The following is a 23,899-nucleotide window of genomic DNA, read 5'->3' on the forward strand; positions in this document are numbered from 1 at the left end:
CCAGACTTGAACTGGCACGCTTATTCAGCGAGGGATTTTAAATCCCTTGTGTCTACCGATTCCACCACTCGGGCAAAACTGTGACGAATTGAATTTCAACTCGTAGAATCTATTGTCAACTTAGCAACTTGAGCTGCCCCGCTGAACGTGATGCACACTTTACTGTTTTTTTTAAACCGTGCAACTATTAATTTAACTTAAGCGATTCAAGTGGTTCAAAAAACATCAAAGCGAGTTTTTTTTATTCATCCTCAATCAAAAAACGTTGTAAACACTTATCCTCAGATGGGGAGACACAATAAAGATGCTTTAGAAAACCTTCATATTTAAAATATTTACAGTGAAAAGATACTGAAGTTAACGGCTTCTTAATATTCGCTCTAAATAACCATTTTTATTATTTTAAATTCGGCAAGCAAATCATTTTCATCGCCAAACATTCAATTCTGTCGACGCGACAATCAATGCAAAACGATAAAATGGACAACATTAACACAACTGATTTTTACCAGGCTATAAAATAGCCAGAAAAGGCTATGAGATAGGAAGGCTTTAATCATCACCATAAACACTCATAAAAAAAACAGCCACATAGGCTGTTTTTAAACAGAATGAATCAAGTTTGGTTGCCTAAGTAACGCATCACCTAATCTGGCTTACATTTTCATTACTGACGGCACATTGTCTCATACAAATTACAACATAATGTTACTTTGCTTTAACCGGTGTTAAGCCTTTACTTCTTTGTTCAACAGCATCATCTAATTCAAATCCGGATTGTGTCCAATTTGCCGCTTCATCAACAGAAAACTTCTCTTCTGACCAATCTTTTGCCGAATCGACATCAAACTTAGCTTCCCCCCATGCTTTAGATTGCGCCGCATTGAAACCACCTCGATGCCAAACTTGGGCAGAACGAGCATCAAAGCCGTTGGCCTTCCACTGTGCAATATCATCTTCTGACATGCCTTCCCAAGTGGGGCTTGAAGCACAGGCAAATAGCATCACACTCATTACAGCAGCAATAAAAATTTTCATATTTAACTCCCTAATTCAAGTATAAATTCACCTATTCAAAAGTAGATGCTTCAAGGTTAAAACGCAAATATAAAAAATGCCGCTGAAGCGGCATTTTTATTTTATCAGTAATAGTTAATGATTAACTACGCTGACGTGATGGCTTAGCTTTACCGCCACTCACTTTAGTTTTGCGAACGGCACGGCGGATCTTGGCACTTTTCACTTTAGAACGCGCAACACTGTGCTTGTCATTGCCCAGTAAAGAGCGAGTTTCAGGCTCTAAACCAGCCACTTGACGCAAATAATTCACTTGGTCTAATGGCAACTCTAACCAACCACCGCGTGGTAATGATTTGGGTAACTCAACCATACCGTAACGAATACGGATTAATCGGCTAACCTGTACTTCTTGTGATTCCCATAAACGTCTAACTTCACGATTACGGCCTTCACGCAAGGTAACATGCCACCATTGGTTAATCCCTTCACCACCAGCAGGTTTGATACTGTCAAACTGCGCTGGGCCATCTTCTAGGGTGACGCCATTACGTAAACGATGTACAGCAGCTTCAGGCACTTCACCGAAAGTACGTACCGCATATTCACGGTCTACTTCATTTGATGGGTGCATCAAACGGTTTGCTAATTCACCATCTGAGGTGAACAACAATAAACCAGAGGTGTTAATGTCTAAACGCCCCACTGCAACCCAACGTGAATCACGCATATTGGGTAAGCGTTGGAAAACCGTTGGACGACCTTCAGGATCTTTACGAGAGCAAATCTCGCCTTCAGGTTTATGGTATGCCAACACACGACATATCACTTCATCCGCTGACTTTAATGAAATTGCGCGACCATCGATACGTACTTTAACGTCCGCTTCAACCCGATCGCCTAAATTCGCAATTTCACCATCAATACTAACTCGGCCTGCAGCAATCCATGCCTCCATCTCACGACGGGAGCCATGGCCTGCACGGGCCAAGACTTTCTGCAACTTTTCACTCATTAGTATTACTCTTTAGTTTGTTCTTGCGAGCTTGAATCCACATCTTGTGGTGCCTTTTGGGCAATTTCAAACATCGCTTGAAGTGACTCAATATCATTTAGCTCTGGTAAATCAGCTAATTTGTTTAAGCCAAAATAAGATAAAAATTCAGTGGTGGTTGCATACAGTGCAGGTCTGCCCGGCACTTCTTTGTGTCCAACCACTTTTATCCAATGTCTATCAGCTAAGCTTTTTATGATGTGACTGCTGATCGCCACACCTCTTACTTGTTCAATATCGCCCCGAGTTACAGGTTGACGATAGGCAATCACGGCTAAGGTTTCCATGGTTGCACGAGAATATTTAGGGGCTTTTTCTTGCCATAACGGCTGTAAAAAAGGGCTAAGTATTTCTTGAGTTTGAAAGCGATATCCACCAGCGACTTTCACTAATTGAACACCACGCTCTTGGTATTCTTGCTGTAATTCTTCCACAGCGGATTTTATTTTCATCCGTGACACACTAAAGTCGGCTAATACGGTTTCTTTTAGCGCTTTGATGGTCATAGGTTTTGCTAAAACAAATAAACTGGCTTCGATTAACTGTTTCAATTGAGTCGGGTTTATTGGTGTCGGCATGGTTATGTACGCTTCTTTAAGATCACTTTGCTTTAATGTATATAGTCGCAAAAGGTTCATTTTGAACCACGTCAACTAATAACTCTTTGACAAGTTCCATTAACGCCAAAAAACTCACGACTACACCAGCACGGCCTTCTTCAAAATCAAATAACTGCTCAAATTGCAGGTAATCACTACTGGATAGTTTAGCTAAAATTTGGCTCATGCGCTCACGAGTAGAAAGCTGCTCTCGTTTTACATGATGATCTTCATTGGCATCAATGCGTTTAAGTACCTCACCAAATGCCCTTGCTAGTTCAAACAAGGTCACATCAGGTGGAACAATAATAGGTTTAATACTTGGTGCTCTCGCAGCACTGACTTGAAACACATCCCGCTCTAGTCGAGGTAACTCATCTAAATCGTATGCCGCTTGCTTTATCACTTCATAAGCTTTTAACTGCCTAATAAGCATGACCCTTGGATCTTCTTCCACGTTATCTTCAGTGACCATTTTAGGTAACAATAAGCGTGATTTGATTTCCGCTAAGGTTGCTGCCATCACTAAATAGTCAGCAGCTAATTCAATCCGCGCCTCAGTTAATACTTCAATATAAAGTAAATATTGTTGAGATATTTGCTGAATGGGTAAATCAACTACATCCAACTTTTGTTTACGGATTAAATATAAAAGTAAATCTAACGGCCCTTCAAACGACTCTAAGAATACCTCTAGCGCTTCGGGCGGAATAAACAAATCAATGGGCATAGTCTCTAACGCTTGCCCGCGAACGATGGCTAATGGAAGGCTTTGTTGATGACCCTGCATACCGCTCCGTTTTCAATTGAATATGTTTATAACCACCTAAAAATCGGCAAGCTAAAACTCAGCGCGCGATTATACGCATTAATACACAAGGTTTATACCATTATCTTTAAACGGGATAGTTACTATTCAAACGCTGATGTATCACCAGCACCGTAGCGTAGGATTTTCATTTCATCATCAGACATATCGATAACCGTGGTTTGTTTTTCAGGCAAATAACCACCTAATACAATGCCTTCAACTTGATGCTCAAGAATATCGCGAATATGCTCTGGATCAGACTCAGCATGCTCTTCATTTGGCATCACTAAACTGGTCGACATTAAAGGCTCACCCAAGGCTTCTAATAATGCTTGTAAAATCAAATTATCCGGAACACGAATACCAATAGTGCGTTTTTTCTCACACTGCAAACGGCGTGGCACTTCTTTACTGGCTTTAAAAATGAATGTGTAAGGGCCTGGGGTACAGCTTTTTAGCAAACGGTAAGCCTGATTATCGACTTTAGCAAAATTAGCTAGCTCAGATAAATCACGACACATCAGCGAAAAGTTTTGATCATTATCAATTTGGCGAATGCGAACCATACGTGTCATTGCATTTTTATCGCCAATCATACAACCCAGTGCATAGCCTGAGTCGGTTGGGTATACGATAACCCCACCCTGTTTTAATATTTCCACAACTTGATTAATCAATCTGGCTTGTGGGTTGTCTTCATGTATATAAAAAAATTGGCTCATTACCGTTCCATCCAAGATTCTGATTGCCAAACCCAAGTCACACCTTGGGGTTGATATAAATTTTTACCTAATTCTATCCAATTGCTTATAAAGTGAAAATCACTTCCCAACGATCCCATTAACTGGTGTTGGTGGCATAATGCAAGTAAGTTATTTCTGTCATCAATGGTTTGCTGCCCAAGCACCACTTCCATGGCGTCACCACCCGCCTCAGCAAAATCTTTAACCAATTTTTTAAGCCACTTTGCTGACAATTTGTAACCACTAGGATGCGCTAAAACGGCTAAACCGCCTGCTTGATGGATCACATTTATTGCATTGGCCATATCGCCCCAATTATTGGGAACATAACCCGTTTTTCCCCGGGCTAAATAGCGCTTAAACACACTGGGCATGTCACTGGCATAACCATTGTCGGCTAACCATCTGGCATAATGTCCACGGCTTAAGGCTGCATCACCCGCTATTGCTTTGGCCCCTTGGTAGGCACCATCAATACCGGCTTTAGCTAACCGAACGCCAATTTCTTGTGCTCGCACTTCACGTAACTCACGTTGAGATGATAGAAAAGCCAAAAGCTCAGGCTGATTTTTATCAATATTCAGCCCCACTATGTGGATATCAAAGTTGTTCCAACGGGTAGAGATTTCAGTGCCATCAATGAGGATTAATGGTTCAGACTGTTGACGATTAAAGAAGTGAGCTTCAGCTAAGCCATCAACCGTATCATGATCGGTTATCGATAACATTTGCACGCCTTTTTCCAGCGCGCGAGCCACTAAATCTGATGGGGATAACATGCCATCTGATGCGGTTGTGTGGCTATGTAAATCAGCCAAGATAGATTCAGTATTCATGCGCTTATTGTACTTGATACTCCAACTAAAAGCTTTGTGATTATGTAAATAAATCTCGAGATAAGAGCAAGATAGACCAACAAAGCTTCAACAAAGCCAAATAATTGCTCATTTATTAGCATAATGAGCAATATTCAATTGACATTAAACACCAGCTAAGGTTTCCTATAGGCACGAAAACAAACTTAGATTGATACGCATGACACACATTATTGCTTCTCAAAACATTACTTGGTGGTGGCACTTCCCAAATTAACGGGTTGTGTGAAGCGTTGCGCTCATTTTAAGAGACAAGATTTTACAAGAAAGCCCGCAGAGATGTGGGCTTTCTTGTTATTTGGCCCACGCTCAGAGGTTAAATAACTATTTTTGATGTGATTATCGACTCAGTGTTTTATCAATGACTCGGCAAAGCAATCGACAAAGCATTAAACGAAGGCAGTAATATGACAGCAAAACAAATCGCCCAAGTGAGTACGGTAAAACAGCCGTTAACCTATCATGCAGATCCTTTAAGCCTGTATGAACATGTCACCCACAATGCACCGCATACCATGTTATTGGAATCAGCTGAAATTGACAGTAAGGATCATTTAAAAAGCATAGTGCTAACCCACGGTGCATTAATGATTCAATGTGATGGTTACCAGTTAACCTTCAGCGCCTTAAGTGCCAATGGTCAAAGCTTACTTGCACCAATAGATATTTTCTTTACTGAGCAATTTTCGAGTAAAAACACCTTAAGCCAAGACTCATTAACGATTGTTTTAGCAAAAGCTACCAGCTTACAAGATGAAGATGCCCGCTTAAAATCGACCTCACCATTAGACGGTTTACGAGCCTTAGTTAAATACATTCAAACGGATGAACAACCACAATTTGAAGACTTATTCCTTGGTGGTGTTTTAGCGTATGACCTAATCGATACGGTAGAGCCATTACCGCCAGTCCCCAATGCCAGTAATGAATGTCCTGATTACTTATTCTACTTAGCTGAAACCCTAATTTTAATTGACCACAAATTGCAAAAAGCCGATATCATCAGCCAGCAATTCAGTCAGGACCCAAGCATTTCTGACTTGCTAACGGTGCAGCGCCAACAGTTAATAGCTCAGTGCCAGTCCATCAAAGCCGCCAAAGCGTTAGTGCCCATTATTGCTGACGAAACGGTTAACATCAGTGATGACCAATACAAAAAAACCGTGGTCGACTTAAAAGAACACATCGTTGCTGGTGATATTTTCCAAGTAGTACCTTCACGCAGTTTTAGTTTGCCCTGCCCCAACACACTTGGGGCTTATCGTGCGCTACGTAAAACCAATCCTAGCCCATATATGTTTTACTTTCGTGGCCCTGATTTTACTTTATTTGGCGCATCACCTGAGTCAGCACTTAAATATGAAGCGGCAAATAACCAGGTAGAAGTCTATCCGATTGCGGGTACTCGTAAGCGCGGTAAAACTTCAGACGGACAAATTGATTTTGATTTAGACAGCCGCATTGAATTAGAACTGCGTTTAGATAAAAAAGAGTTGTCTGAACATTTAATGTTAGTTGACTTAGCCCGTAACGACATTGCTCGCATTAGCCAAAGCGGGAGCCGTAAAGTCGCAGAATTATTAAAAGTGGATCGTTATTCACACGTGATGCACTTAGTGAGCCGTGTGACAGGTCAACTTCGTAACGATTTAGATGCCTTACATGCTTACCAAGCCTGTATGAACATGGGCACACTTGTAGGCGCACCTAAGGTTAGGGCCTCACAACTGGTTCGTGAGGCAGAACAAGCGCGCCGAGGCAGTTATGGCGGCGCTGTCGGTTACTTAAATGGTCTAGGTGATATGGACACCTGCATTGTTATCCGCTCTGCTTTTGTCAAAAACGATGTCGCCCACATTCAAGCTGGCGCAGGTGTGGTATTCGATTCAGACCCACAAGCAGAGGCCGATGAAACCCGCCAAAAAGCACAAGCTGTGATCACCGCAATTAAATTAGGAGGCGGACTATGAGCGCTTCAGTTACGCCATCAACGACCAAAATGAAATTATATTTGCTGGATAATTTTGACTCTTTTACCTACAACCTGGTGGATCAATTTAGAAGCTTGGGTTTTGAAGTATTGATTTACCGTAATGATGTTAGCGCTGACTATTTAGCTGAAAAGTTGTTGAGCGAAACCCAGCATGCCGCACTCGTGTTGTCTCCAGGCCCAGGTGCACCGCATGAAGCCGGTTGCATGATGGAGTTGATTGGTAAAGTGGCAGGAAAAGTCCCCATGTTAGGCATTTGTTTGGGACACCAAGCCATGGTGGAATATTATGGTGGCAAAGTAGAACGAGCACCATTTGTAGTACATGGCAAAGCCAGCCCGACCATTCATAGCGGCAAAGGCGTATTTGCAAATTTACCTTCGCCTTTACCCGTGGCGCGTTACCACAGCTTAGTGGCAACAAAGGTGCCAGATTGCCTTGATATAATCGCCACAACCGATGAAATGCCAATGGCTATTTTGCATGATGCACATAAAGCGGTGGGCTTTCAGTTTCATCCAGAATCCATTCTTACCACCTTGGGAAGTCAGCTGCTCACCCAAACGCTGACCTATTTAACAACGCCCTCAATCGCTCAAGGAGGCCGATAATGTCAACATCAGCAGTTTCAACTCAAACCTTATTAGATACCTTATATCAAGGTAATGCATTAACGCGTGAACAAAGTGCAAGCTTATTTGCCAATATAGTGGCTGGTGAAATGGATCCAATTGCCATGGCAGGCATGTTAGTCGCATTGAAAATGCGCGGTGAAACCATTGATGAAATCACCGGCGCCGCTGATGCATTACGTCAGGCCGCCAAGCCTTTTGCTCGCAGCCAACAGTCTATTAGTACTGGAGTGGTCGATATTGTCGGTACCGGTGGTGATGGCTTTAATACCATAAACATTTCAACTACAGCGGCTTTTGTTGCGGCCGCGGCTGGTGCTAAAGTAGCTAAACACGGTAACCGTGGCGTCTCAAGCAAATCAGGTTCTTCTGACTTACTCGCACATTGCGGAATTGGGCTAACCATGACGCCTGAAGAGTCCAGTGCTGCCATCGATAAACTCGGTTTATGTTTTTTGTTTGCTCCGCATTATCATGCAGGGGTTCGCCATGCTGTTCCGGTTCGCCAAGCCCTTAAAACTCGTACCATTTTCAATATTTTGGGGCCACTCATTAATCCTGCTAAGCCTGAATTTATGCTACTGGGTGTTTATACACCCACTTTATTAGCTCCTATTGTGAATGTGCTCAATGCTTTAGGCGTAAAACGAGCAATGGTGGTTCACGGCAGCGGTTTAGATGAGGTGGCTTTACACGGCGAGACTCAGGTGGCTGAACTCAATAATGGTGATATTCGATTCTATTCCCTCACCCCTGAAGAATTAGGCGTGGCGCGTGCAGATATCAGTTTACTCACGGGCGGAGAGCCAAGCGAAAATGCCCTAATTACTCAAGCTATTTTAAAAGGACAAGGCGAAGCCGCACAACGTGATGCTGTTGCGATTAACGCCGGATGTGCATTATATGTCAGCGGCGTAGCCGATTCTGTGCAAGCGGGAACTCAGCTGGCTTTAGCTACCTTAGCCAGTGGCAAAGCGATAAATGTATTAACTGAACTTGCCGCCACCAGTCAAGCGTCAACACAAGGGTAACGATAGAATGAGTCAACAAATTCAACCGATAAGTAATGTATTGACCCGTATTGTCGATACTAAAGTTGCCCATATTGCCGCATTAAAACTGCGTTTTCCTGAGGTAAGTTTACAACCTAAAATATCTGACCGCAGTTTATTCGATGCTTTAAAACAGCCTAATGCGCAATATATTTTTGAATGTAAAAAGGCCAGCCCGTCTAAAGGATTAATCCGCCCATTATTTGATGTTGAAGCCATTGCAGACATTTATACAAAATATGCTGCCGGTATTTCGGTATTGACTGATGAGCAGTTTTTTCAGGGCGACATGGATTACATTCCACAAGTACGGGCTCGAGTGACCCAACCAATATTATGTAAAGACTTCTTTGTTGATGTTTATCAGGTTAAATTAGCTGCTCATCAGGGCGCCGATGCGGTATTGCTAATGTTGTCGGTATTAGACGATGCGCAATATCGTTTATTGGCCGCTGAAGCCGCTAAATACCAGCTAGATACCTTAACCGAAGTCAGTAACGAAGCAGAATTGCAACGAGCGATTGATCTAAATGCGCCAATTATTGGTATCAACAACCGTAACTTACGTGATCTATCAACTGATTTAGCCACAACCGAGTTATTAGCACCGCATATTCCAGCCGACCGAGTGGTGATCAGCGAATCCGGTATTTATCATCATCAGCAAATTCAACGTCTCAATCCTTTGGTTGATGGTTATCTTGTTGGTAGCTCAATTATGGCGCAAGATGATATCGATTTAGCTTGCCGTCAGTTAGTATTCGGCAATCATAAAGTGTGCGGCTTAACCCAAATTGAAGACATTCAAGCTGTTGCTGAGTCAGGTGGAGTGTTTGGCGGGTTAATTTTCTACCCAAAATCACCACGTAATGTCACGCTTGAACAAGCAAAAGCATTAGTCTCGCAGATGCAATCACTACACATAAGCCTGAACTTGGTGGGCGTGTTTGTTAATGCCAACACCCAAGATATTATTACCGCAGTTCAAGCATTAACACTGCATGCAGTGCAGTTACATGGCGATGAAACAGAACTTGAAATAGCTGAATTAGCTCAGCAACTTGCAGCATTAAATCTGCCTTGTCAGATATGGAAAGCCGTTGCAATTGATAGTCAAACACAACAAATATCACCAGCACCCAAAGGCGCAGATAGATATTTATATGACAGTAAAACCCAGGCCCAATTTGGTGGTACCGGCCAATCGTTTAATTGGCAGCTGGAAATTGAGCATAAATCGCAAGCCATGCTTGCCGGCGGATTATCAGCCAATAATGCCTATGCGGCCTCGCAACAGGGGTTTTACGGCTTAGATTTCAACTCAGGTGTTGAGTCCAGCCCAGGCATAAAAGACCACGCGTTAGTGGCGCAGGTATTTACCGAGCTAAGACGTGATTAATACAAAACGAGTACCCAGTTCAACACACTGTACTAACTAAACAAATTGAAGACTTAGCCCCAATCGGCTGAGTCCAGAATAAAATTTCACTAGAATCGCTGACTTAGTCAAAGTGCTAAATCGATTGAACAATAGGACAATATTATGGATAAGTTAAAGCTGAACCCTTATTTCGGCGAATATGGCGGAATGTACGTCCCTCAAATTTTGGTGCCCGCATTAAAACAGCTCGAAACCGCTTTTGTTGAAGCGCAAGCTGACCCCGAATTTCAAGCCGAATTTACCGACTTACTGAAAAACTACGCCGGCCGTCCAACGGCATTAACGCTGACCCGGAATTTAAGTCCTAACCCAATGGTGAAAATTTACCTTAAAAGGGAAGATTTACTTCATGGCGGCGCACACAAAACCAACCAAGTGTTAGGGCAAGCATTACTTGCTAAACGCATGGGTAAAAAAGAGATTATCGCTGAAACAGGCGCAGGGCAACATGGCGTGGCTACCGCGCTTGCCTGTGCATTATTAGGCCTTAAATGTAAAGTTTACATGGGCGCGAAAGACGTCGAACGTCAATCGCCAAACGTGTTCAGAATGAAACTCATGGGCGCAGAAGTCATCCCGGTTACCTCTGGTTCTTCCACACTAAAAGATGCCTGTAATGAGGCGATGCGCGATTGGTCTGGCAGTTATGACAAGGCGCACTATTTACTGGGTACGGCTGCGGGCCCGCATCCTTTTCCGACAATAGTACGGGAGTTTCAACGCATTATTGGCGAAGAAACCAAAAAACAAATTTTAGAAAAAGAAGGCCGTTTGCCTGATGCGGTTATTGCCTGTGTGGGTGGTGGTTCAAACGCCATTGGGATGTTTGCTGATTTTATTGATGAACCTTCAGTTGAGTTAATTGGTGTTGAGCCAGCAGGTAAAGGTATTGACACACCAATGCACGGTGCACCGCTTAAACACGGTAAAACGGGCATATTCTTCGGTATGAAGGCGCCATTAATGCAAGACAGCCATGGCCAAATTGAAGAGTCTTACTCTGTTTCTGCGGGTTTAGATTTTCCATCTGTTGGTCCACAGCATGCTCATTTAAATGCCATTGGCCGTGCACGTTACGAGTCGGCTACTGATGATGAAGCATTAGACATGTTCCAATTACTGGCCCGTACAGAAGGCATTATTCCGGCACTTGAATCTGCTCATGCACTGGCATATGCAGTAAAGATGGCCAAAGAAGCAACTAAAGAGACTATCTTAGTGGTTAATTTATCCGGCCGAGGCGATAAAGATATTTTCACCGTTTCAGACATTTTAGCAGCCAAAGCACAGGAGAGCGGCAATGAGTAATCGATATCAGGCGGCGTTTGGCGCATTAAAAGCAAAACAACAAGGTGCATTTGTGCCCTTTGTTACCATAGGAGATCCTGGTTTAGAGGTGTCTTTTAACATCATTAAAACCTTGGTAGAAAATGGTGCAGATGCCCTAGAGCTTGGCTTTCCGTTTTCAGACCCATTAGCTGATGGACCAGTGATCCAAGGTGCGAATTTACGCGCATTAGCAGCAGGTACCACACCAGACGATTGTTTTGAATTGATATCCCAAATACGCGCACTTTACCCTGAACTGCCTATTGGTCTGTTACTTTACGCTAACCTGGTTTTTGCTAATGGTATTGACCACTTTTATGCCAAAGCACAAGCTGCGGGAGTGGACTCGGTATTAATTGCCGATGTGCCAGTAGAAGAGTCTGCGCCATTTAGCCAAGCCGCTAAAGCACATGGCATAGCCCCTATATTTATTGCGCCGCCCAATGCAAGCACACAAACGTTAAAACAGGTCAGTGAATCGGGTGCGGGTTATACCTATTTATTATCACGCGCTGGGGTAACGGGAACCGAATCGAAAGCAGGCACACCTGTCGAGCAAATTTTGGCACAACTGGCTGAGTTTAACGCCCCGCCACCATTATTAGGCTTTGGTATTGCCGAGCCATCACAAGTACGTGAAGCGATAAAATCGGGTGCTGCTGGAGCCATTTCAGGTTCTGCAGTCGTCAAAATTATTGAAGCACATCAACATGATGAAACCACACTGCTAGCCAAACTGGCTGCGTTCACTGCCGACATGAAAGCCGCTACCGCGTTGTAATTGTAGTCAGTAGAGTCATCAATGATAATGGAGCCCATCGCGGCTCCATTTTGTTATGCTGCTATACTAGCTGCTACAAACTCTTATTGGACAGGATGCCATGGAAATAAACCGTATATATTACATATTGTTGATCACATTTTTCATACCACTGAGCTTTTTTGCTCAAGCAAATAATGCCCCTGCTCCAATGACAGAAGTCAGGTATAACTTATCAGCGCAATTTGTTGACCCCAAACAAGCCTATTATATTTCGCTGCTTGAAATGGCCATGCAAAAAAGTGAACCCAAGTTTGGCCCTTATAAAATGACGCCTGTGGAAATTGAAATGCCACAAGGACGAACAATTAAGTTAGTGGAGTCCAAACAACATCTTGATATTGTGTGGACCATGACATCGATAGAAAGAGAAAATCAACTACAAGCGATATATATTCCATTATTAAAAGGCCTTATGGGTTATCGAATTGGCATTATTCGTCAAGGTGAGCAAGCCAAGTTTGACCAAGTGAACTCTTTAAATGCCTTTAAAAAAATCATTATAGGCCAAGGTGTGGATTGGCCAGATACTGAAATATTAGAACGAAATGGTTTTAAAGTAGTTTCAGGCTCTGCCAGTAATTTATTGGCCATGCTATCCCAAGAAAGGTTTGATTACTTTCCCCGCGCGATTCATGAACCCTGGGATGAACTTGCACGTAGCGATGATATTGCCTTAGAACAACACCTCTTGTTGCGTTACGCCTCGCCTATTTATTTTTTCGTCCATAAGCAAAATAAACATCTGGCAGAACGAATTGAGTTTGGTTTACGCCTTGCCATAAATGATGGCAGTTTTGATAAGTTATTTCAAAACCACCCCATTACGGCAGGGGTGATTGAAAAAGCACAACTGAACAAACGGATAGAATTTGAAATGTCTAACCCTTTATTGTCCCCCAAAAGTGCAGAACTATTAAAAGAATCTCATTTGTGGTTAACCGCATTAGAAAAAATGCCACAATCAACACGCCAAAATTAATTCGAAAAACTGAATATGAAAAAGGATCCAAAAAACATTGGCGCCTTTTCATTAGGCGAAATTAAAATGTTAGCGCAAAACCAACAAAATGCATGCGCCCTTCAAAATAACCATTAAGCAGATAATCATTGGCTAATCCCAGCCCTAAGCCATCTTGGCTAATGTCTACTTTACCTAAATCAGCAAACTCATAGAACATATCCAATTTTGTCTGACCGATCATGGTACTCGCCCCAACCGAATAACGTAACTGACTACCTACTGGGATATCTGGCGTTTGCTTACTTGCGTCTTCTTGAGGTGAGGTTTCATAAGACACACCCGCTTTCAATGTCCAATTAGGATTAATCGCATATTCTGCGCCAATCCCGTAATGCCAAACATCATCCCAATCGCGAGTTTGTGTTAAATCAACGGTCTTGCGATTACCGTTAACCGTGCCATCAAACAAGATTGGACTACTGTCCCAATCACTCCATTGATGCCATTGGATAGTCGACATAACCGCCCACTGAGCATTAATTTTGTAGCGTGCACTAAAATCGGCAATCGCCACCAAAGAAGTGTCCATTTGGTATCTGTCTAGGGTGATTAGTGTGCCATCAGTCGGTAACTTCGCGCCGATATCTGAGTCTATATTGCCGTTAAAATCATGTTCTATTTTAGAACGATAACTCAAGCCAAGGGTTAACTGCTCAGAAGCTTGATAAACAACACCCGCGTTATAACCCAAAGCCCAATCAGTTTCACTTGCAAGATCGCTTTTCACCATCCGCGCGTCCATTGAAGCAAAATTAATTTGCGCGCCAACGGCAACGGACCATTGATCATTTAGCTTATAACTTAACGAAGGGTTAAATTGTAAAGTGAGTAAATTGATATTTTCCAGTTGTAAATCACCCGCCCAATTGGCACTGTAATCTAATCCTGAGCCTCCAGCCGTCGCCACCGCTAATCCTAAATGTAAGTCATCGGTTAACTGCTGCACATGAAACATGGCAGCTGAACCGATATAGTCTTGGCTTTTTCCGTTGCGGTCATAAGGGTTATCTTGATCATAATAATCAACCCCTAAATCTAAAATTACCCCGTTAACCGTCGTTTGATTGCCGTTCATAATCGACATCACCGCAGGGTTAACCCAAATTGATGCAGCAGAACCGGTATACACGCCATCTCCAGCCCCAGCAGTGCCCTGGTTAGCATACACAGCCTCTTGCAAAAATAACCCACTGGCGCTAACAGGTAAGCAAACTAACAATGCTAATGGCGATAAGCATAAAAGACGTAATTTCATGATGTCACTCCTACAGGATAATGTTGACATCATGTCATATCGAAATCGTGTTTTTAGGATATCCGTTATTCCATATGGAATTATCAGAATAAATACAGCTAATTAAAGAACACGCAGCCCAAATGCTATTGGTTTTCCATCAACCAACGAATGCATTTTCAAACGACAACACGCTATTACTAAAAGTTGGGCAATGAATCATTGTTAATCTATCAAGCACGTTTTTCAGCATGTCAAGGGTTCTCGATACGCGCGGATACATGCTACACTCACGCCTTATTTTGATAAGGCTAATGGGCCTTAATACCAACAGTGAATGTGAACTAACATGAAACAACTGCTTGATTTTTTACCTTTAATCATTTTTTTTGCCGTGTATAAATTTGCCGATATTTATACCGCAACCGGCGCCTTAATTGCCGCTACCGCCGTTCAACTTGTCGTTACCTATTTACTGTATAAACACATCGAAAAAATGCATTTAATTACCTTTGCTATGGTGACCGTATTTGGTGCATTAACCCTGTTTTTTCATGATGATGCATTTATTAAGTGGAAAGTCACCATCGTCTATGGCCTATTTGCTGTGGGTTTAGCGGTAAGTCAACTCATGGGCAAACCAGCCCTTAAAAGTATGCTTGGCAAAGAGATCCAGGTAAAAGATACCATCTGGGCACACGTCACCTGGTATTGGGTCGCCTTTTTTATCATCTGCGGCGTTGTAAATATATACGTTGCTTTTAGCCTACCACTAGAAACTTGGGTTAACTTTAAGGTATTTGGTTTAACAGCACTGACCCTAATCAATACCGTGTTAACCGTTGTTTATCTCTTTAAACACATGGAAAAACCACCCGAAGAAACCCAGCCGTAATGGCAGAATGGGTAAAATTTTTTAACCCGATTTATATAATTATTTACTTTACATCGACCTTATAAAACAAATGGAGCCTTGACTATGTGGTATATGATTTCTTCTCAAGATGTTGAAAACAGTTTAGAAAAACGCTTATCAGTGCGCGCAGATCACCTTGCTCGATTGCAGGCTTTAGCCGATGAAGGCCGTTTATTAACTGCCGGACCACATCCTGCAATTGATAACGAAAATCCAGGAGAAGCTGGATTTACCGGTTCATTAGTGGTTGCCGATTTCGCCTCATTAGAAGAAGCACAAGCATGGGCCGATGTCGACCCATATATTGCGGCTGGCGTATATAAAAGCGTTATCGTAAAACCTTTTAAGCGTGTACTACCGTAATGAAGATAGTCTCATTTAATATCAATGGCCTGCGTGCTCGCCTACATCAATTACAAGCATTAATTGACAGTCACCAGCCTGATATCATTGGTTTACAAGAAACCAAAGTTCATGATGAAGCGTTTCCAGTAGCTGATGTTGAAGCCATGGGATACAAGGTTCACTACCATGGTGGTAAGGCCCATTATGGCGTAGCTATGTTGTCTAAAGCCGAACCGTTAAAGGTATTAAAAGGCTTTGATAGTGATGCTGAAGACGCGCAGCGCCGATTAATCATTGGTCAATTTATGCAAGACAATGGCCGGGTATTGACCGTCATTAATGGCTACTTCCCCCAGGGCGAAAGTATTCATCATGAAACAAAATATCCTGCTAAGCGTAAGTTTTATCAAGATTTAATGACCCATTTAAATAACCATCATACGCCTGATGAAGATATCGCTGTTATTGGTGACATTAATATCTCACCACTAGATATAGACATAGGAATTGGTGAGCCCAATGCCAAGCGTTGGTTAAAAACGGGTAAGTGTAGTTTTCAACCTGAAGAACGTGAATGGCTAAAAACCTTGCTAGATTGGGGGTTTGTTGACAGTTTCCGTCAATTACATCCTACGCGTACAGAACGATATTCGTGGTTTGATTACCGTAGCAAGGGCTTTGATGACAATCGCGGTCTACGCATTGATGTAATTTTAGCAACGACATCTTTAGCGGCCAATGTGGTCGAGTCTGATGTCGATTATGCGTTACGCGGCATTGAAAAACCGTCAGATCATGCGCCAATTTGGAGCACGTTTAAAGCTTAAAGCTAATAATACTCAGCAACAAAACAGACAAGAATCTTTGCTCTGGCGATGTTTAAAGGCTTAATCAAATCTGATTAAGCCTTTTTTATATTTGACCTCAACTCAGATTAAGAGATGAATAAAAATATTTAAAATTAAAATATTCCATCAGTTAAGTTCAAACTTGAACTTTGCCCAGATAACAAAGCAAATTTGCGTATCAATAGCTAGATTGCAAGTAAACTCAACACCGTTAGCGGTGCAAAGGGCTGGTTGATATGCATTTGTTCTTTCAAGCTAAGAATATGTAGTTACCACTGGTATTTGCCTACAGGCTAATGGCATCAAGGGCCAAATAAGTCGCGGCGCGCTCTGCGCTAGGCTGAGATAAATAAGGCACATAACCTAAATAAGGCGCGGTCATCATTTGCTGTAAACTTGCCAAATTGGCGGCTATTTCACTCATGTTGGCATCCACCTGATTAGCGACCCAACCCACAAGGTGTAAGCCATCGGCTTCAATGGCTTGTAACGTCAATAACGCATGATTCAAACACCCTAGCTTCATGCCTACCACTAAAATAACACCGATTCGTTCAGCATGATTGTGTTGTACATAAGCATCAAGCTGCTTAACACTGTCCGACAAATATTGATTATGGCCTAAAGGTAATCGCCAGCCTCCTGCGCCTTCAATTAACGCAAAATCAGCCGTTAGCATAGGCGTAGACAACAGGTGTGCCACAACCTCTTTAGCATCTAATACCCTTGCAGTATGCTGAGCGGCGATATGCGGTGCTATGGCAGGTTCAAATGCAATAGGGTTAACCTGTTGATAGCTTAAACCCATGTTCGACTGTGCCATCAAAGCTTGCGCATCGGCATTTCTCAATCCATCTGGCGTTAACTCACAGCCCGATGCAATGGGTTTAAAGCCACACTTATTGCCTTGAGCTAAATACAGTAACGCTGAAGAAATTAACGTTTTACCGCTATCGGTATCAGTACCCGTCACAAAGTAAATCATCTTTTGCCTACTTTAAAGAAGATGTAAAACACCCATCATTATTGAACGTTAACGCTTTTGCGCGTGGATATAAGCAATATGGTAAGTCAAAGGAATGCCCTTTTCGCTGGCAAGTCCTTGTGCTAATAACACCCGCTCTTGCCAAGCAGATTTTGATAACATCGCCCGTGATTGATTGCCGACCTGCCCCGCAGATGCACCAACGCCTTTAATTGAATACAATAAACTGCGTAAATCATCAAAATACACAGTCACTTTTTCAACTTTTGCCTGCAAAACCCTCCAACTGCTGTTGCACGAAGGTATCGATGCATCTTTAACACCAAAAGCACTTAACAAGCTGGGCATGCTGGCAAATTGGTTGGTTCTAAATCCTAATGTTTGTAGCTCAGGTAAACTGCCATCGGCCACGATGGCGAGATGGCAAAAACCGTTATCAACTAACACTCGCTCAATTTCATTCACGGCTTTTGGGAAATCTTCACACCATTGCAGCGCAAGATTTGAGTAAACACTGTCGACACTATTGCCTCTGAGCGTAAGGGATTGCGCGTCACAATTAAGGATTGCGTACTGAGGGTAATTCAACTTCACCTGTTCTAACATGCCCGCTGCAATGTCGATTGCGGTGACGTTTGAGACCTCTGGAAAATGCTTAAAACAAGTGCCGGGACCGCAACCAATATCGGCCAGATGGCCAGTTAATGTGGCATTATCCTGTAATGCTTTGGCTGTGATCCGCTGTAGCACATCATGTTGTTTATAAAAACTGGCCGCATGGGAAAAGGTATCGGCAACCGATTTATCTAACATCTATTGATTCTCAATGGACAGGTCTGTTAACAACAAAGCAAGCTGGGCAACAAGTTGGGTTATCTGTGCTGGACTATGTTGAGCATTTAGCGTAATACGCAGTCTTGCTCGACCAGCAGGCACTGTGGGTGATCGTATCGCGCCAACCTTAAAGCCTTTTAGAGCCAGTGATTCAGCCACCGCCATAGTCAAGGAATTATCCCCAATAATAATCGGCTGAATCGCCGTCTGCGAGGCCGTCAACTTAATGCCCGCTTCGGTTGATAAGCGTCTGAACAAGGCGATATTACCATTAAGCTGAGACGGTAAATGGGGGGATTTCTCGATAAATTCAATTGCAGAAAATGCCAGATACGCATTCGCTGGGGACAAAGCGGTCGAATAGATATAGTGACGAGCATTCGCCACTAAAAAATCAATGATATCCTGACTAGCCAAAATTGCTGCACCTTGGCAGCCTAAGGCTTTGCCAAAAGTCACCACTTGAATATCAGCTTGTTTGGCGGTAATAGCGGCACAACCATGTAAGTCAACCACGCCAAAACCATGGGCATCATCAACAATCAACCAGCTGTTATGTTGCTGACAAAGCGCACTTAATGCTTTGATAGGCGCGCTATCGCCATCCATACTGAACACACTTTCGGTGATCAGTACATTGTTTGGGTGTTTGGCTAAAAGGTGGGCTGCACTGTCTATATCATTATGAAGGTAACGAACCAATTTAGCGCCGCTATCAACAATGCCATCAATAATTGAGGCATGCACTAGTTTATCGGCTATCACCACATCAGTACTGGTAAATAAGGTTTTCATCAGTGCACTGTTGGCACTAAAACCCGAACAAAACAACATGCAGGCTTGATGGCCGGTGATGTCACATAATTTTTGTTCCAGCAGCTGATGCGCTGCGCCATAACCACTGACCAGAGGCGATGCTTTACTGCCAACCCCATAGGTTAATGCGCCTTGATAAAGTGCTTGGGCTAATTCAACTGATGAAGCTAAGCCAAGATAATCATTGTGGCTAAAATCCACATTAATAACATTGGTATCTGTACCAAAGCCTAACAATTTTCGCTGACGCAATAAGCCAGTGGCCTGCTGCTGGGCTAATTGTTGGGTGATTTTATCAGTAAGCGGATGCGCCATTGTGATGCCAATTTATGATAATTTTAACTCAATGCAATGGCAACTGAATGCCATCGCAACATAACAGCCATGCGATTACCCGCCATACCTGCTCTATTCGGCTCAACGTTTACAGCGCTGCAGCATCATAAAACTGTTTAGTCGCCTTGTCTTTTTGGGCGCTGGCTTTGGCCACTATTTCACTGTCTTGATCAATATTGGCGACAGGACCTTGCTCAGGATGTAATCCTAAACGCTTGAATAAACTCATATCATCGTTTTCTTCAGGGTTCGGCGTTGTCAACAATTTACAGCCATAAAAAATTGAATTTGCACCAGCAAAGAAACACATCGACTGTAGTTCATCGCTCATGTTTTCACGGCCTGCAGATAAACGGACTCGAGATTTCGGCATGATAATACGTGCAACAGCAATGGTGCGGACAAACTCTAATGGATCTAAATCATCAATTTTTTCAAAAGGTGTGCCTGCTACTTTAACCAACATATTAATTGGCACTGAGTCAGGGTGTTGGGCTAAATTAGCTAACTGCTGTAATAGACCTGCGCGATCAGACGCCTGCTCACCCATTCCCACAATCCCACCTGAACAGACCTTCATGCCAGATGCCCGCACGTTTGTTAAGGTATCAATGCGATTTTGATAGGTTCGCGTGGTAATAACATCACCATAATACTCAGGTGATGTGTCTAAATTGTGGTTGTAGTAATCTAAGCCAGCTTCGGCTAATTGATCAGATTGTTCTTTAGATAACATGCCTAACGTCATGCAAGTTTCCATGCCCAACGCTCTCACGTCTTTAACCATTTGGGTTAAGTAAGGCATATCACGGTCACGGGGATTACGCCATGCGGCACCCATACAAAAACGCGAAGCTCCTGCCGCTTTGGCGCTTTTAGCCTCAGTGATCACTTTTTCGATTTCTAATAAACGTTCTTTTTCAAGGCCAGTGTCATAACGGGCACTTTGAGGACAATATTTACAATCTTCGGGGCAAGCACCGGTCTTAATCGACAATAAACGGCTGATCTGCACTTCGTTAGGATCAAAGCTTTCACGATGAATACTATGGGCTTTAAACAGTAAATCATTCATTGGCAGTGCAAATAGCGCTTCAATTTCTGCTTTTTGCCAATCATGGCGAACTTCAGCTAACGACATGGATCATTCCTTTATTTTGATTTTATGTTGGCTAGGATACCTGTAGCCCGTAAACTGTCAACGCAGTGCACACCACAAACTTTACTAATGGTTATTTTATGAGCGACCTAAATTCTTCACAAGCTGCCGTTTCTTCACCGGGCAGTTCTTCAGAAACGGATCCCGCAATTGACTACGCTTTTGATCGTCAGCATATTTGGCATCCCTACACATCAATGACTCATCCCATTGCTGCACAGGGAGTGGTATCTGGAAAAGGGTGTGAGTTAACACTTGATGATGGCCGAAAAATGATTGATGGCACCAGTTCATGGTGGGCATGTGTTCATGGCTACGGTCATCCAGATATTGTCGCGGCTATGCAACAACAACTGCATCAACTCAGCCATGTGATGTTTGGCGGTATTACCCACAAACCCGCCATTGATCTCAGTAAAGCACTGGTTGATATGACTTGCCCTACACTCACGAAAGTGTTTTTAGCCGATTCAGGCTCAATTGCCGTCGAAGTGGCGATCAAAATGGCACTGCAATACTGGCAAGGCCGTCATCAACCTACAAAACAAAAAATCATGACGGTGAAACGCGGATATCATGGCGATACCTTTGCCGCCATGAGCGTATGCGATCCCGATGGCGGCATGCATACTATGTTTGGCGATAACGTCACCAAGCAAGTATTTATTCCAGCCCCGCTAACATCATTTGGGTTTAGTGCATTACAGCCAAGTGCAGACAATGCTAACAACACGCTCGCTAAAGCTGATTTAGATGCCCTAACCCAGGCTTTTGCAAGCCATCATCAAGATGTCGCCGCAGTGATTATCGAACCCATAATGCAAGGTGCTGGCGGTATGCGCTTTTATTCACCAGCATATTTAAGCAAACTGCGTCAATTGTGTGATGACTATGATGTCTTACTTATTTTAGATGAAATAGCCACAGGCTTTGGCCGAACCGGAAAGTTATTTGCCTATGAGCATGCCAATATTCAGCCCGATTTACTGTGCCTAGGCAAAGCCTTAACAGGTGGATACATCAGCCTTGCCGCCACTATGTGCAGCGATGAAGTTGCTAAAGGCATAAGTGACTCGCCAGCAGGCGTGTTTATGCACGGCCCAACGTTTATGGCCAATCCCCTCGCCTGCGCAGCGGCAAATGCCAGTTTAAAGTTAATCAATCAACAGCTATGGCCAGCTCAAATCGCCAAAATTGATATGCAAATGAAAGCAGAACTTGCCGAGGCTATTGAATATGAACAGGTAAAAGATGTCCGAGTATTAGGTGGTGTTGGGGTGATTGAAATGCATCACACTGTCAATACCGCTAAATTACAACAAGCTTTTATCGCGCAAGGCGTTTGGATTAGACCTTTCAGTAATTTAATTTATATTATGCCGCCTTACATCATTAGCACCGCTGAGCTGAGTCAACTTACCAGGGCGATGAAAGTTGTTGCCGCCAGCATCTCAGCGCCGCAAACACAATCAAATTCTGAGTTTATTAGCCATGGCTGAATAAACGTTTTAATTTCAGCCCGAACCAATCTTATTCAGCTGAAAATATTAATAAATACTAAATTCTAAGGTTATTTTAAAATGCTTATTATACAAAGCTCTTTATTGCTGTTATTGCCTATCGTCTCTTTAATGGCGTTAATGGTGTTGATATGGAGTTTAGTCAAAAAGCGCCACCCTCTTTTCTATAAAACATGTGTGTTTTTTGTTGTGAGTGTGATTCTACAAATTGTGTTTCGCCAAACTGAATTTTGGCAAGTTGACCGCTGTCTTGATAACGGTGGCAGTTATAACTACTCGTCAGCTAAATGTGAACACACGCCTACATGATGATCATAATATCGCGCATAGTAACATTTAGCCTAACTTCACTAAATTTAAATGCACTAAAATTAAATGCATTAAAATTAGATGGATATAAAACTAAGCGATGTTTGCTAACTTGTGCTTTTACATTAGAACAACTATATATAAAATACTGTTCACGACATGATTATCCGAAAAAGCAAATGAAAACGATTACAATCGCCGCTGTGTTTTTACTTGCTTTCCCAACATTGCTTTGGGCGAAAATACCATCAGAAATCACTTTAGCCACAACAACTTGGCCCCCATATACTTCCGGAGTTTCGCCTGAAAAACCCGGCATTGTTTATGAATATATGACCGAGATTCTGGCCCAAAATGGCATAAACTTGCGCATTGAAGCCTACCCTTGGTCTCGGGCAATCAAAATGGCAAGTGATAATAATGATATTCACGGTTTACTGACCGCCGTCTATGAAGAAGCCCCCAAGTTACTGTTTACCACCACTCCAATTATGAACTACAAGGTGAACTTCTATACTGCTATGGATAATAACTGGCGGTATCAAGATCAACGTTCACTTGATTCTATGCCTTCCCCTTTGTGTATTATTTTAGGCTACGGTTATGGATCGCCAATTGATGAGTTTATTCATAATGAAGCGAATAAACCTAAGATCCATACTCTAACAGGTGGAAATGCACAGCAAAGACTGGTCAAAATGCTTGAATATAAACGTGTCGCAGTCATTATTGAAGATGAGTTAGTTGTTCAAAGTTATACCAACAACACAGCTAATATACGCTTTGCAGGAACCTTAAGCGACTCGCCTTTTTATGTGGCGTTCAACCCAAATCTAAGTTGGAGTCACGATATTGTCGCATTGCTTAATCAAGAGTTGGCCGAACCTAAAAATATTCAGCGATTACAACAATTAGTCAGCGAATATACCGCAGTACAACCATAGAATTACAGCCAACATTCATACTTAAGCTAACTCAAAAAACGATCATTGGGCGCTATTAGCCGACACTCTTTACTCAAAATGTTGATGGCTAGGTGCTACTGGGCTCGCAACCGCTTTAGCCCTAAACATAATGAAAAAAATTCAAATGATGAATCAATAAAGAGTAGAGGCACAGTCAGAGCAGTAAACGTTAAAAAGGAGTTGGACAGAAACGTTTTAGAAAAGCCAATGTTTCAATTTACTTTTTATAAAAGTTTATCCTGAC

Annotated in this window: 24 protein-coding genes; 13 read left to right on the forward strand and 11 right to left on the reverse strand. The window is 42.7% G+C overall.

The genetic code is table 11. From position 1 onward, the window contains the following. Positions 1-708: 708 nt before the first annotated feature. The 6 genes from ORI98_RS17590 to ORI98_RS17615 form a co-directional block, all read right to left on the reverse strand. Positions 709-1,038, reverse strand: coding sequence for a hypothetical protein (locus ORI98_RS17590; protein WP_261296915.1), 330 nt, complete (start codon positions 1,036-1,038; stop codon positions 709-711). Positions 1,039-1,159: 121 nt separating this feature from the next. Further along, entirely contained in the window at positions 1,160-2,032 is an 873-nt protein-coding gene (gene rluB / locus ORI98_RS17595) for a 23S rRNA pseudouridine(2605) synthase RluB (RefSeq protein WP_261296916.1), read from the reverse strand. Between the two features lie 5 nt (positions 2,033-2,037). Continuing rightward, complete coding sequence (scpB, locus tag ORI98_RS17600; protein ID WP_306136082.1) at positions 2,038-2,649, reverse strand: SMC-Scp complex subunit ScpB; 612 nt, start codon at positions 2,647-2,649, stop codon at positions 2,038-2,040. 22 nt (positions 2,650-2,671) lie between these two features. Beyond that, on the reverse strand, positions 2,672-3,460 hold the full coding sequence (locus tag ORI98_RS17605; RefSeq protein WP_188842998.1) for a ScpA family protein: 789 nt from the start codon (positions 3,458-3,460) through the stop codon (positions 2,672-2,674). A gap of 122 nt (positions 3,461-3,582) precedes the next feature. Further along, positions 3,583-4,203 (reverse strand): L-threonylcarbamoyladenylate synthase, encoded by a 621-nt coding sequence (locus ORI98_RS17610; RefSeq protein ID WP_261296918.1) that lies wholly within the window; start codon positions 4,201-4,203, stop codon positions 3,583-3,585. Then, positions 4,203-5,060, reverse strand: a complete 858-nt coding sequence (locus ORI98_RS17615; protein ID WP_261296919.1) for a PHP domain-containing protein — start codon at positions 5,058-5,060, stop codon at positions 4,203-4,205. The genes ORI98_RS17610 and ORI98_RS17615 overlap by 1 nt, the downstream gene beginning before the upstream one ends. Before the next feature lie 446 nt (positions 5,061-5,506). Between ORI98_RS17615 and ORI98_RS17620 the strand changes: the two genes are divergently transcribed. From ORI98_RS17620 to ORI98_RS17650, 7 genes are all read left to right on the forward strand, one after another. Then, positions 5,507-7,069: an anthranilate synthase component 1 gene (locus ORI98_RS17620; protein ID WP_306136084.1), complete on the forward strand. Its 1,563-nt coding sequence runs from the start codon at positions 5,507-5,509 to the stop codon at positions 7,067-7,069. A gap of 29 nt (positions 7,070-7,098) precedes the next feature. Beyond that, the gene (locus ORI98_RS17625; RefSeq protein ID WP_306136100.1) at positions 7,099-7,701 is read left to right on the forward strand and encodes an aminodeoxychorismate/anthranilate synthase component II; all 603 of its coding nucleotides are present in this window, start codon (positions 7,099-7,101) and stop codon (positions 7,699-7,701) included. Further along, positions 7,701-8,753, forward strand: a complete 1,053-nt coding sequence (trpD, locus tag ORI98_RS17630) for an anthranilate phosphoribosyltransferase (protein ID WP_306136085.1) — start codon at positions 7,701-7,703, stop codon at positions 8,751-8,753. The genes ORI98_RS17625 and trpD overlap by 1 nt, the downstream gene beginning before the upstream one ends. Before the next feature lie 7 nt (positions 8,754-8,760). Further along, the gene (gene trpCF / locus ORI98_RS17635) at positions 8,761-10,173 is read left to right on the forward strand and encodes a bifunctional indole-3-glycerol-phosphate synthase TrpC/phosphoribosylanthranilate isomerase TrpF (protein ID WP_306136086.1); all 1,413 of its coding nucleotides are present in this window, start codon (positions 8,761-8,763) and stop codon (positions 10,171-10,173) included. A gap of 144 nt (positions 10,174-10,317) precedes the next feature. Then, positions 10,318-11,523 (forward strand): tryptophan synthase subunit beta, encoded by a 1,206-nt coding sequence (gene trpB / locus ORI98_RS17640; RefSeq protein WP_261296923.1) that lies wholly within the window; start codon positions 10,318-10,320, stop codon positions 11,521-11,523. Further along, complete coding sequence (gene trpA / locus ORI98_RS17645) at positions 11,516-12,325, forward strand: tryptophan synthase subunit alpha (protein ID WP_261296924.1); 810 nt, start codon at positions 11,516-11,518, stop codon at positions 12,323-12,325. The genes trpB and trpA overlap by 8 nt, the downstream gene beginning before the upstream one ends. Before the next feature lie 100 nt (positions 12,326-12,425). Continuing rightward, entirely contained in the window at positions 12,426-13,346 is a 921-nt protein-coding gene (locus tag ORI98_RS17650) for a hypothetical protein (RefSeq protein ID WP_306136087.1), read from the forward strand. Positions 13,347-13,407: 61 nt separating this feature from the next. Here ORI98_RS17650 and ORI98_RS17655 read toward each other — a convergent pair whose 3' ends face one another. Further along, positions 13,408-14,643, reverse strand: coding sequence for an OmpP1/FadL family transporter (locus tag ORI98_RS17655; RefSeq protein WP_261296926.1), 1,236 nt, complete (start codon positions 14,641-14,643; stop codon positions 13,408-13,410). Between the two features lie 328 nt (positions 14,644-14,971). Here ORI98_RS17655 and ORI98_RS17660 point away from each other — a divergent pair, with 328 nt between their 5' ends. The 3 genes from ORI98_RS17660 (at position 14,972) to xthA (ending at position 16,710) form a co-directional block, all read left to right on the forward strand. Continuing rightward, positions 14,972-15,517, forward strand: coding sequence for a septation protein A (locus tag ORI98_RS17660; RefSeq protein ID WP_261296927.1), 546 nt, complete (start codon positions 14,972-14,974; stop codon positions 15,515-15,517). Between the two features lie 84 nt (positions 15,518-15,601). After that, positions 15,602-15,901: a YciI family protein gene (locus ORI98_RS17665; protein WP_306136088.1), complete on the forward strand. Its 300-nt coding sequence runs from the start codon at positions 15,602-15,604 to the stop codon at positions 15,899-15,901. Continuing rightward, positions 15,901-16,710, forward strand: coding sequence for an exodeoxyribonuclease III (xthA, locus tag ORI98_RS17670; RefSeq protein ID WP_306136089.1), 810 nt, complete (start codon positions 15,901-15,903; stop codon positions 16,708-16,710). The genes ORI98_RS17665 and xthA overlap by 1 nt, the downstream gene beginning before the upstream one ends. A 307-nt stretch (positions 16,711-17,017) precedes the next feature. Here xthA and bioD read toward each other — a convergent pair whose 3' ends face one another. From bioD to bioB, 4 genes are all read right to left on the reverse strand, one after another. Further along, complete coding sequence (bioD, locus tag ORI98_RS17675) at positions 17,018-17,713, reverse strand: dethiobiotin synthase (RefSeq protein WP_261296952.1); 696 nt, start codon at positions 17,711-17,713, stop codon at positions 17,018-17,020. A gap of 51 nt (positions 17,714-17,764) precedes the next feature. Continuing rightward, the gene (locus ORI98_RS17680) at positions 17,765-18,529 is read right to left on the reverse strand and encodes a methyltransferase domain-containing protein (protein WP_306136090.1); all 765 of its coding nucleotides are present in this window, start codon (positions 18,527-18,529) and stop codon (positions 17,765-17,767) included. Continuing rightward, positions 18,530-19,681, reverse strand: a complete 1,152-nt coding sequence (locus ORI98_RS17685; RefSeq protein ID WP_306136091.1) for an 8-amino-7-oxononanoate synthase — start codon at positions 19,679-19,681, stop codon at positions 18,530-18,532. A gap of 109 nt (positions 19,682-19,790) precedes the next feature. Continuing rightward, the gene (gene bioB, locus ORI98_RS17690; RefSeq protein ID WP_261296932.1) at positions 19,791-20,843 is read right to left on the reverse strand and encodes a biotin synthase BioB; all 1,053 of its coding nucleotides are present in this window, start codon (positions 20,841-20,843) and stop codon (positions 19,791-19,793) included. Between the two features lie 98 nt (positions 20,844-20,941). Between bioB and bioA the strand changes: the two genes are divergently transcribed. The 3 genes from bioA (at position 20,942) to ORI98_RS17705 (ending at position 23,634) form a co-directional block, all read left to right on the forward strand. Next, positions 20,942-22,360 carry an adenosylmethionine--8-amino-7-oxononanoate transaminase gene (bioA, locus tag ORI98_RS17695; RefSeq protein ID WP_306136092.1) on the forward strand — a complete coding sequence of 473 codons (1,419 nt, stop codon included), beginning with the start codon at positions 20,942-20,944 and terminating at the stop codon, positions 22,358-22,360. 81 nt (positions 22,361-22,441) lie between these two features. Next, a complete protein-coding gene (locus tag ORI98_RS17700) occupies positions 22,442-22,690 on the forward strand; it encodes a hypothetical protein (RefSeq protein WP_306136093.1) in 249 nt (82 codons plus the stop codon). A 179-nt stretch (positions 22,691-22,869) separates the two neighbouring features. Beyond that, on the forward strand, positions 22,870-23,634 hold the full coding sequence (locus ORI98_RS17705) for an ABC transporter substrate-binding protein (RefSeq protein ID WP_306136094.1): 765 nt from the start codon (positions 22,870-22,872) through the stop codon (positions 23,632-23,634). The last annotated feature ends 265 nt before the right edge of the window (positions 23,635-23,899 follow it).

The sequence above is a fragment of the Shewanella sp. ULN5 genome, from assembly GCF_030731885.1.
Taxonomy (GTDB): domain Bacteria; phylum Pseudomonadota; class Gammaproteobacteria; order Enterobacterales; family Shewanellaceae; genus Shewanella; species Shewanella holmiensis.

Bases quoted from the DNA above. Each gene is read 5' to 3' on its own strand.
- ORI98_RS17590 (WP_261296915.1), bottom strand. From the start codon at position 1,038: ATGAAAATTTTTATTGCTGCTGTAATGAGTGTGATGCTATTTGCCTGT.
- rluB (WP_261296916.1), bottom strand. From the start codon at position 2,032: ATGAGTGAAAAGTTGCAGAAAGTCTTGGCCCGTGCAGGCCATGGCTCC.
- scpB (WP_306136082.1), bottom strand. From the start codon at position 2,649: ATGCCGACACCAATAAACCCGACTCAATTGAAACAGTTAATCGAAGCC.
- ORI98_RS17605 (WP_188842998.1), bottom strand. From the start codon at position 3,460: ATGCAGGGTCATCAACAAAGCCTTCCATTAGCCATCGTTCGCGGGCAA.
- ORI98_RS17610 (WP_261296918.1), bottom strand. From the start codon at position 4,203: ATGAGCCAATTTTTTTATATACATGAAGACAACCCACAAGCCAGATTG.
- ORI98_RS17615 (WP_261296919.1), bottom strand. From the start codon at position 5,060: ATGAATACTGAATCTATCTTGGCTGATTTACATAGCCACACAACCGCA.
- ORI98_RS17620 (WP_306136084.1), top strand. From the start codon at position 5,507: ATGACAGCAAAACAAATCGCCCAAGTGAGTACGGTAAAACAGCCGTTA.
- ORI98_RS17625 (WP_306136100.1), top strand. From the start codon at position 7,099: ATGAAATTATATTTGCTGGATAATTTTGACTCTTTTACCTACAACCTG.
- trpD (WP_306136085.1), top strand. From the start codon at position 7,701: ATGTCAACATCAGCAGTTTCAACTCAAACCTTATTAGATACCTTATAT.
- trpCF (WP_306136086.1), top strand. From the start codon at position 8,761: ATGAGTCAACAAATTCAACCGATAAGTAATGTATTGACCCGTATTGTC.
- trpB (WP_261296923.1), top strand. From the start codon at position 10,318: ATGGATAAGTTAAAGCTGAACCCTTATTTCGGCGAATATGGCGGAATG.
- trpA (WP_261296924.1), top strand. From the start codon at position 11,516: ATGAGTAATCGATATCAGGCGGCGTTTGGCGCATTAAAAGCAAAACAA.
- ORI98_RS17650 (WP_306136087.1), top strand. From the start codon at position 12,426: ATGGAAATAAACCGTATATATTACATATTGTTGATCACATTTTTCATA.
- ORI98_RS17655 (WP_261296926.1), bottom strand. From the start codon at position 14,643: ATGAAATTACGTCTTTTATGCTTATCGCCATTAGCATTGTTAGTTTGC.
- ORI98_RS17660 (WP_261296927.1), top strand. From the start codon at position 14,972: ATGAAACAACTGCTTGATTTTTTACCTTTAATCATTTTTTTTGCCGTG.
- ORI98_RS17665 (WP_306136088.1), top strand. From the start codon at position 15,602: ATGTGGTATATGATTTCTTCTCAAGATGTTGAAAACAGTTTAGAAAAA.
- xthA (WP_306136089.1), top strand. From the start codon at position 15,901: ATGAAGATAGTCTCATTTAATATCAATGGCCTGCGTGCTCGCCTACAT.
- ORI98_RS17680 (WP_306136090.1), bottom strand. From the start codon at position 18,529: ATGTTAGATAAATCGGTTGCCGATACCTTTTCCCATGCGGCCAGTTTT.
- ORI98_RS17685 (WP_306136091.1), bottom strand. From the start codon at position 19,681: ATGGCGCATCCGCTTACTGATAAAATCACCCAACAATTAGCCCAGCAG.
- bioB (WP_261296932.1), bottom strand. From the start codon at position 20,843: ATGTCGTTAGCTGAAGTTCGCCATGATTGGCAAAAAGCAGAAATTGAA.
- bioA (WP_306136092.1), top strand. From the start codon at position 20,942: ATGAGCGACCTAAATTCTTCACAAGCTGCCGTTTCTTCACCGGGCAGT.
- ORI98_RS17700 (WP_306136093.1), top strand. From the start codon at position 22,442: ATGCTTATTATACAAAGCTCTTTATTGCTGTTATTGCCTATCGTCTCT.
- ORI98_RS17705 (WP_306136094.1), top strand. From the start codon at position 22,870: ATGAAAACGATTACAATCGCCGCTGTGTTTTTACTTGCTTTCCCAACA.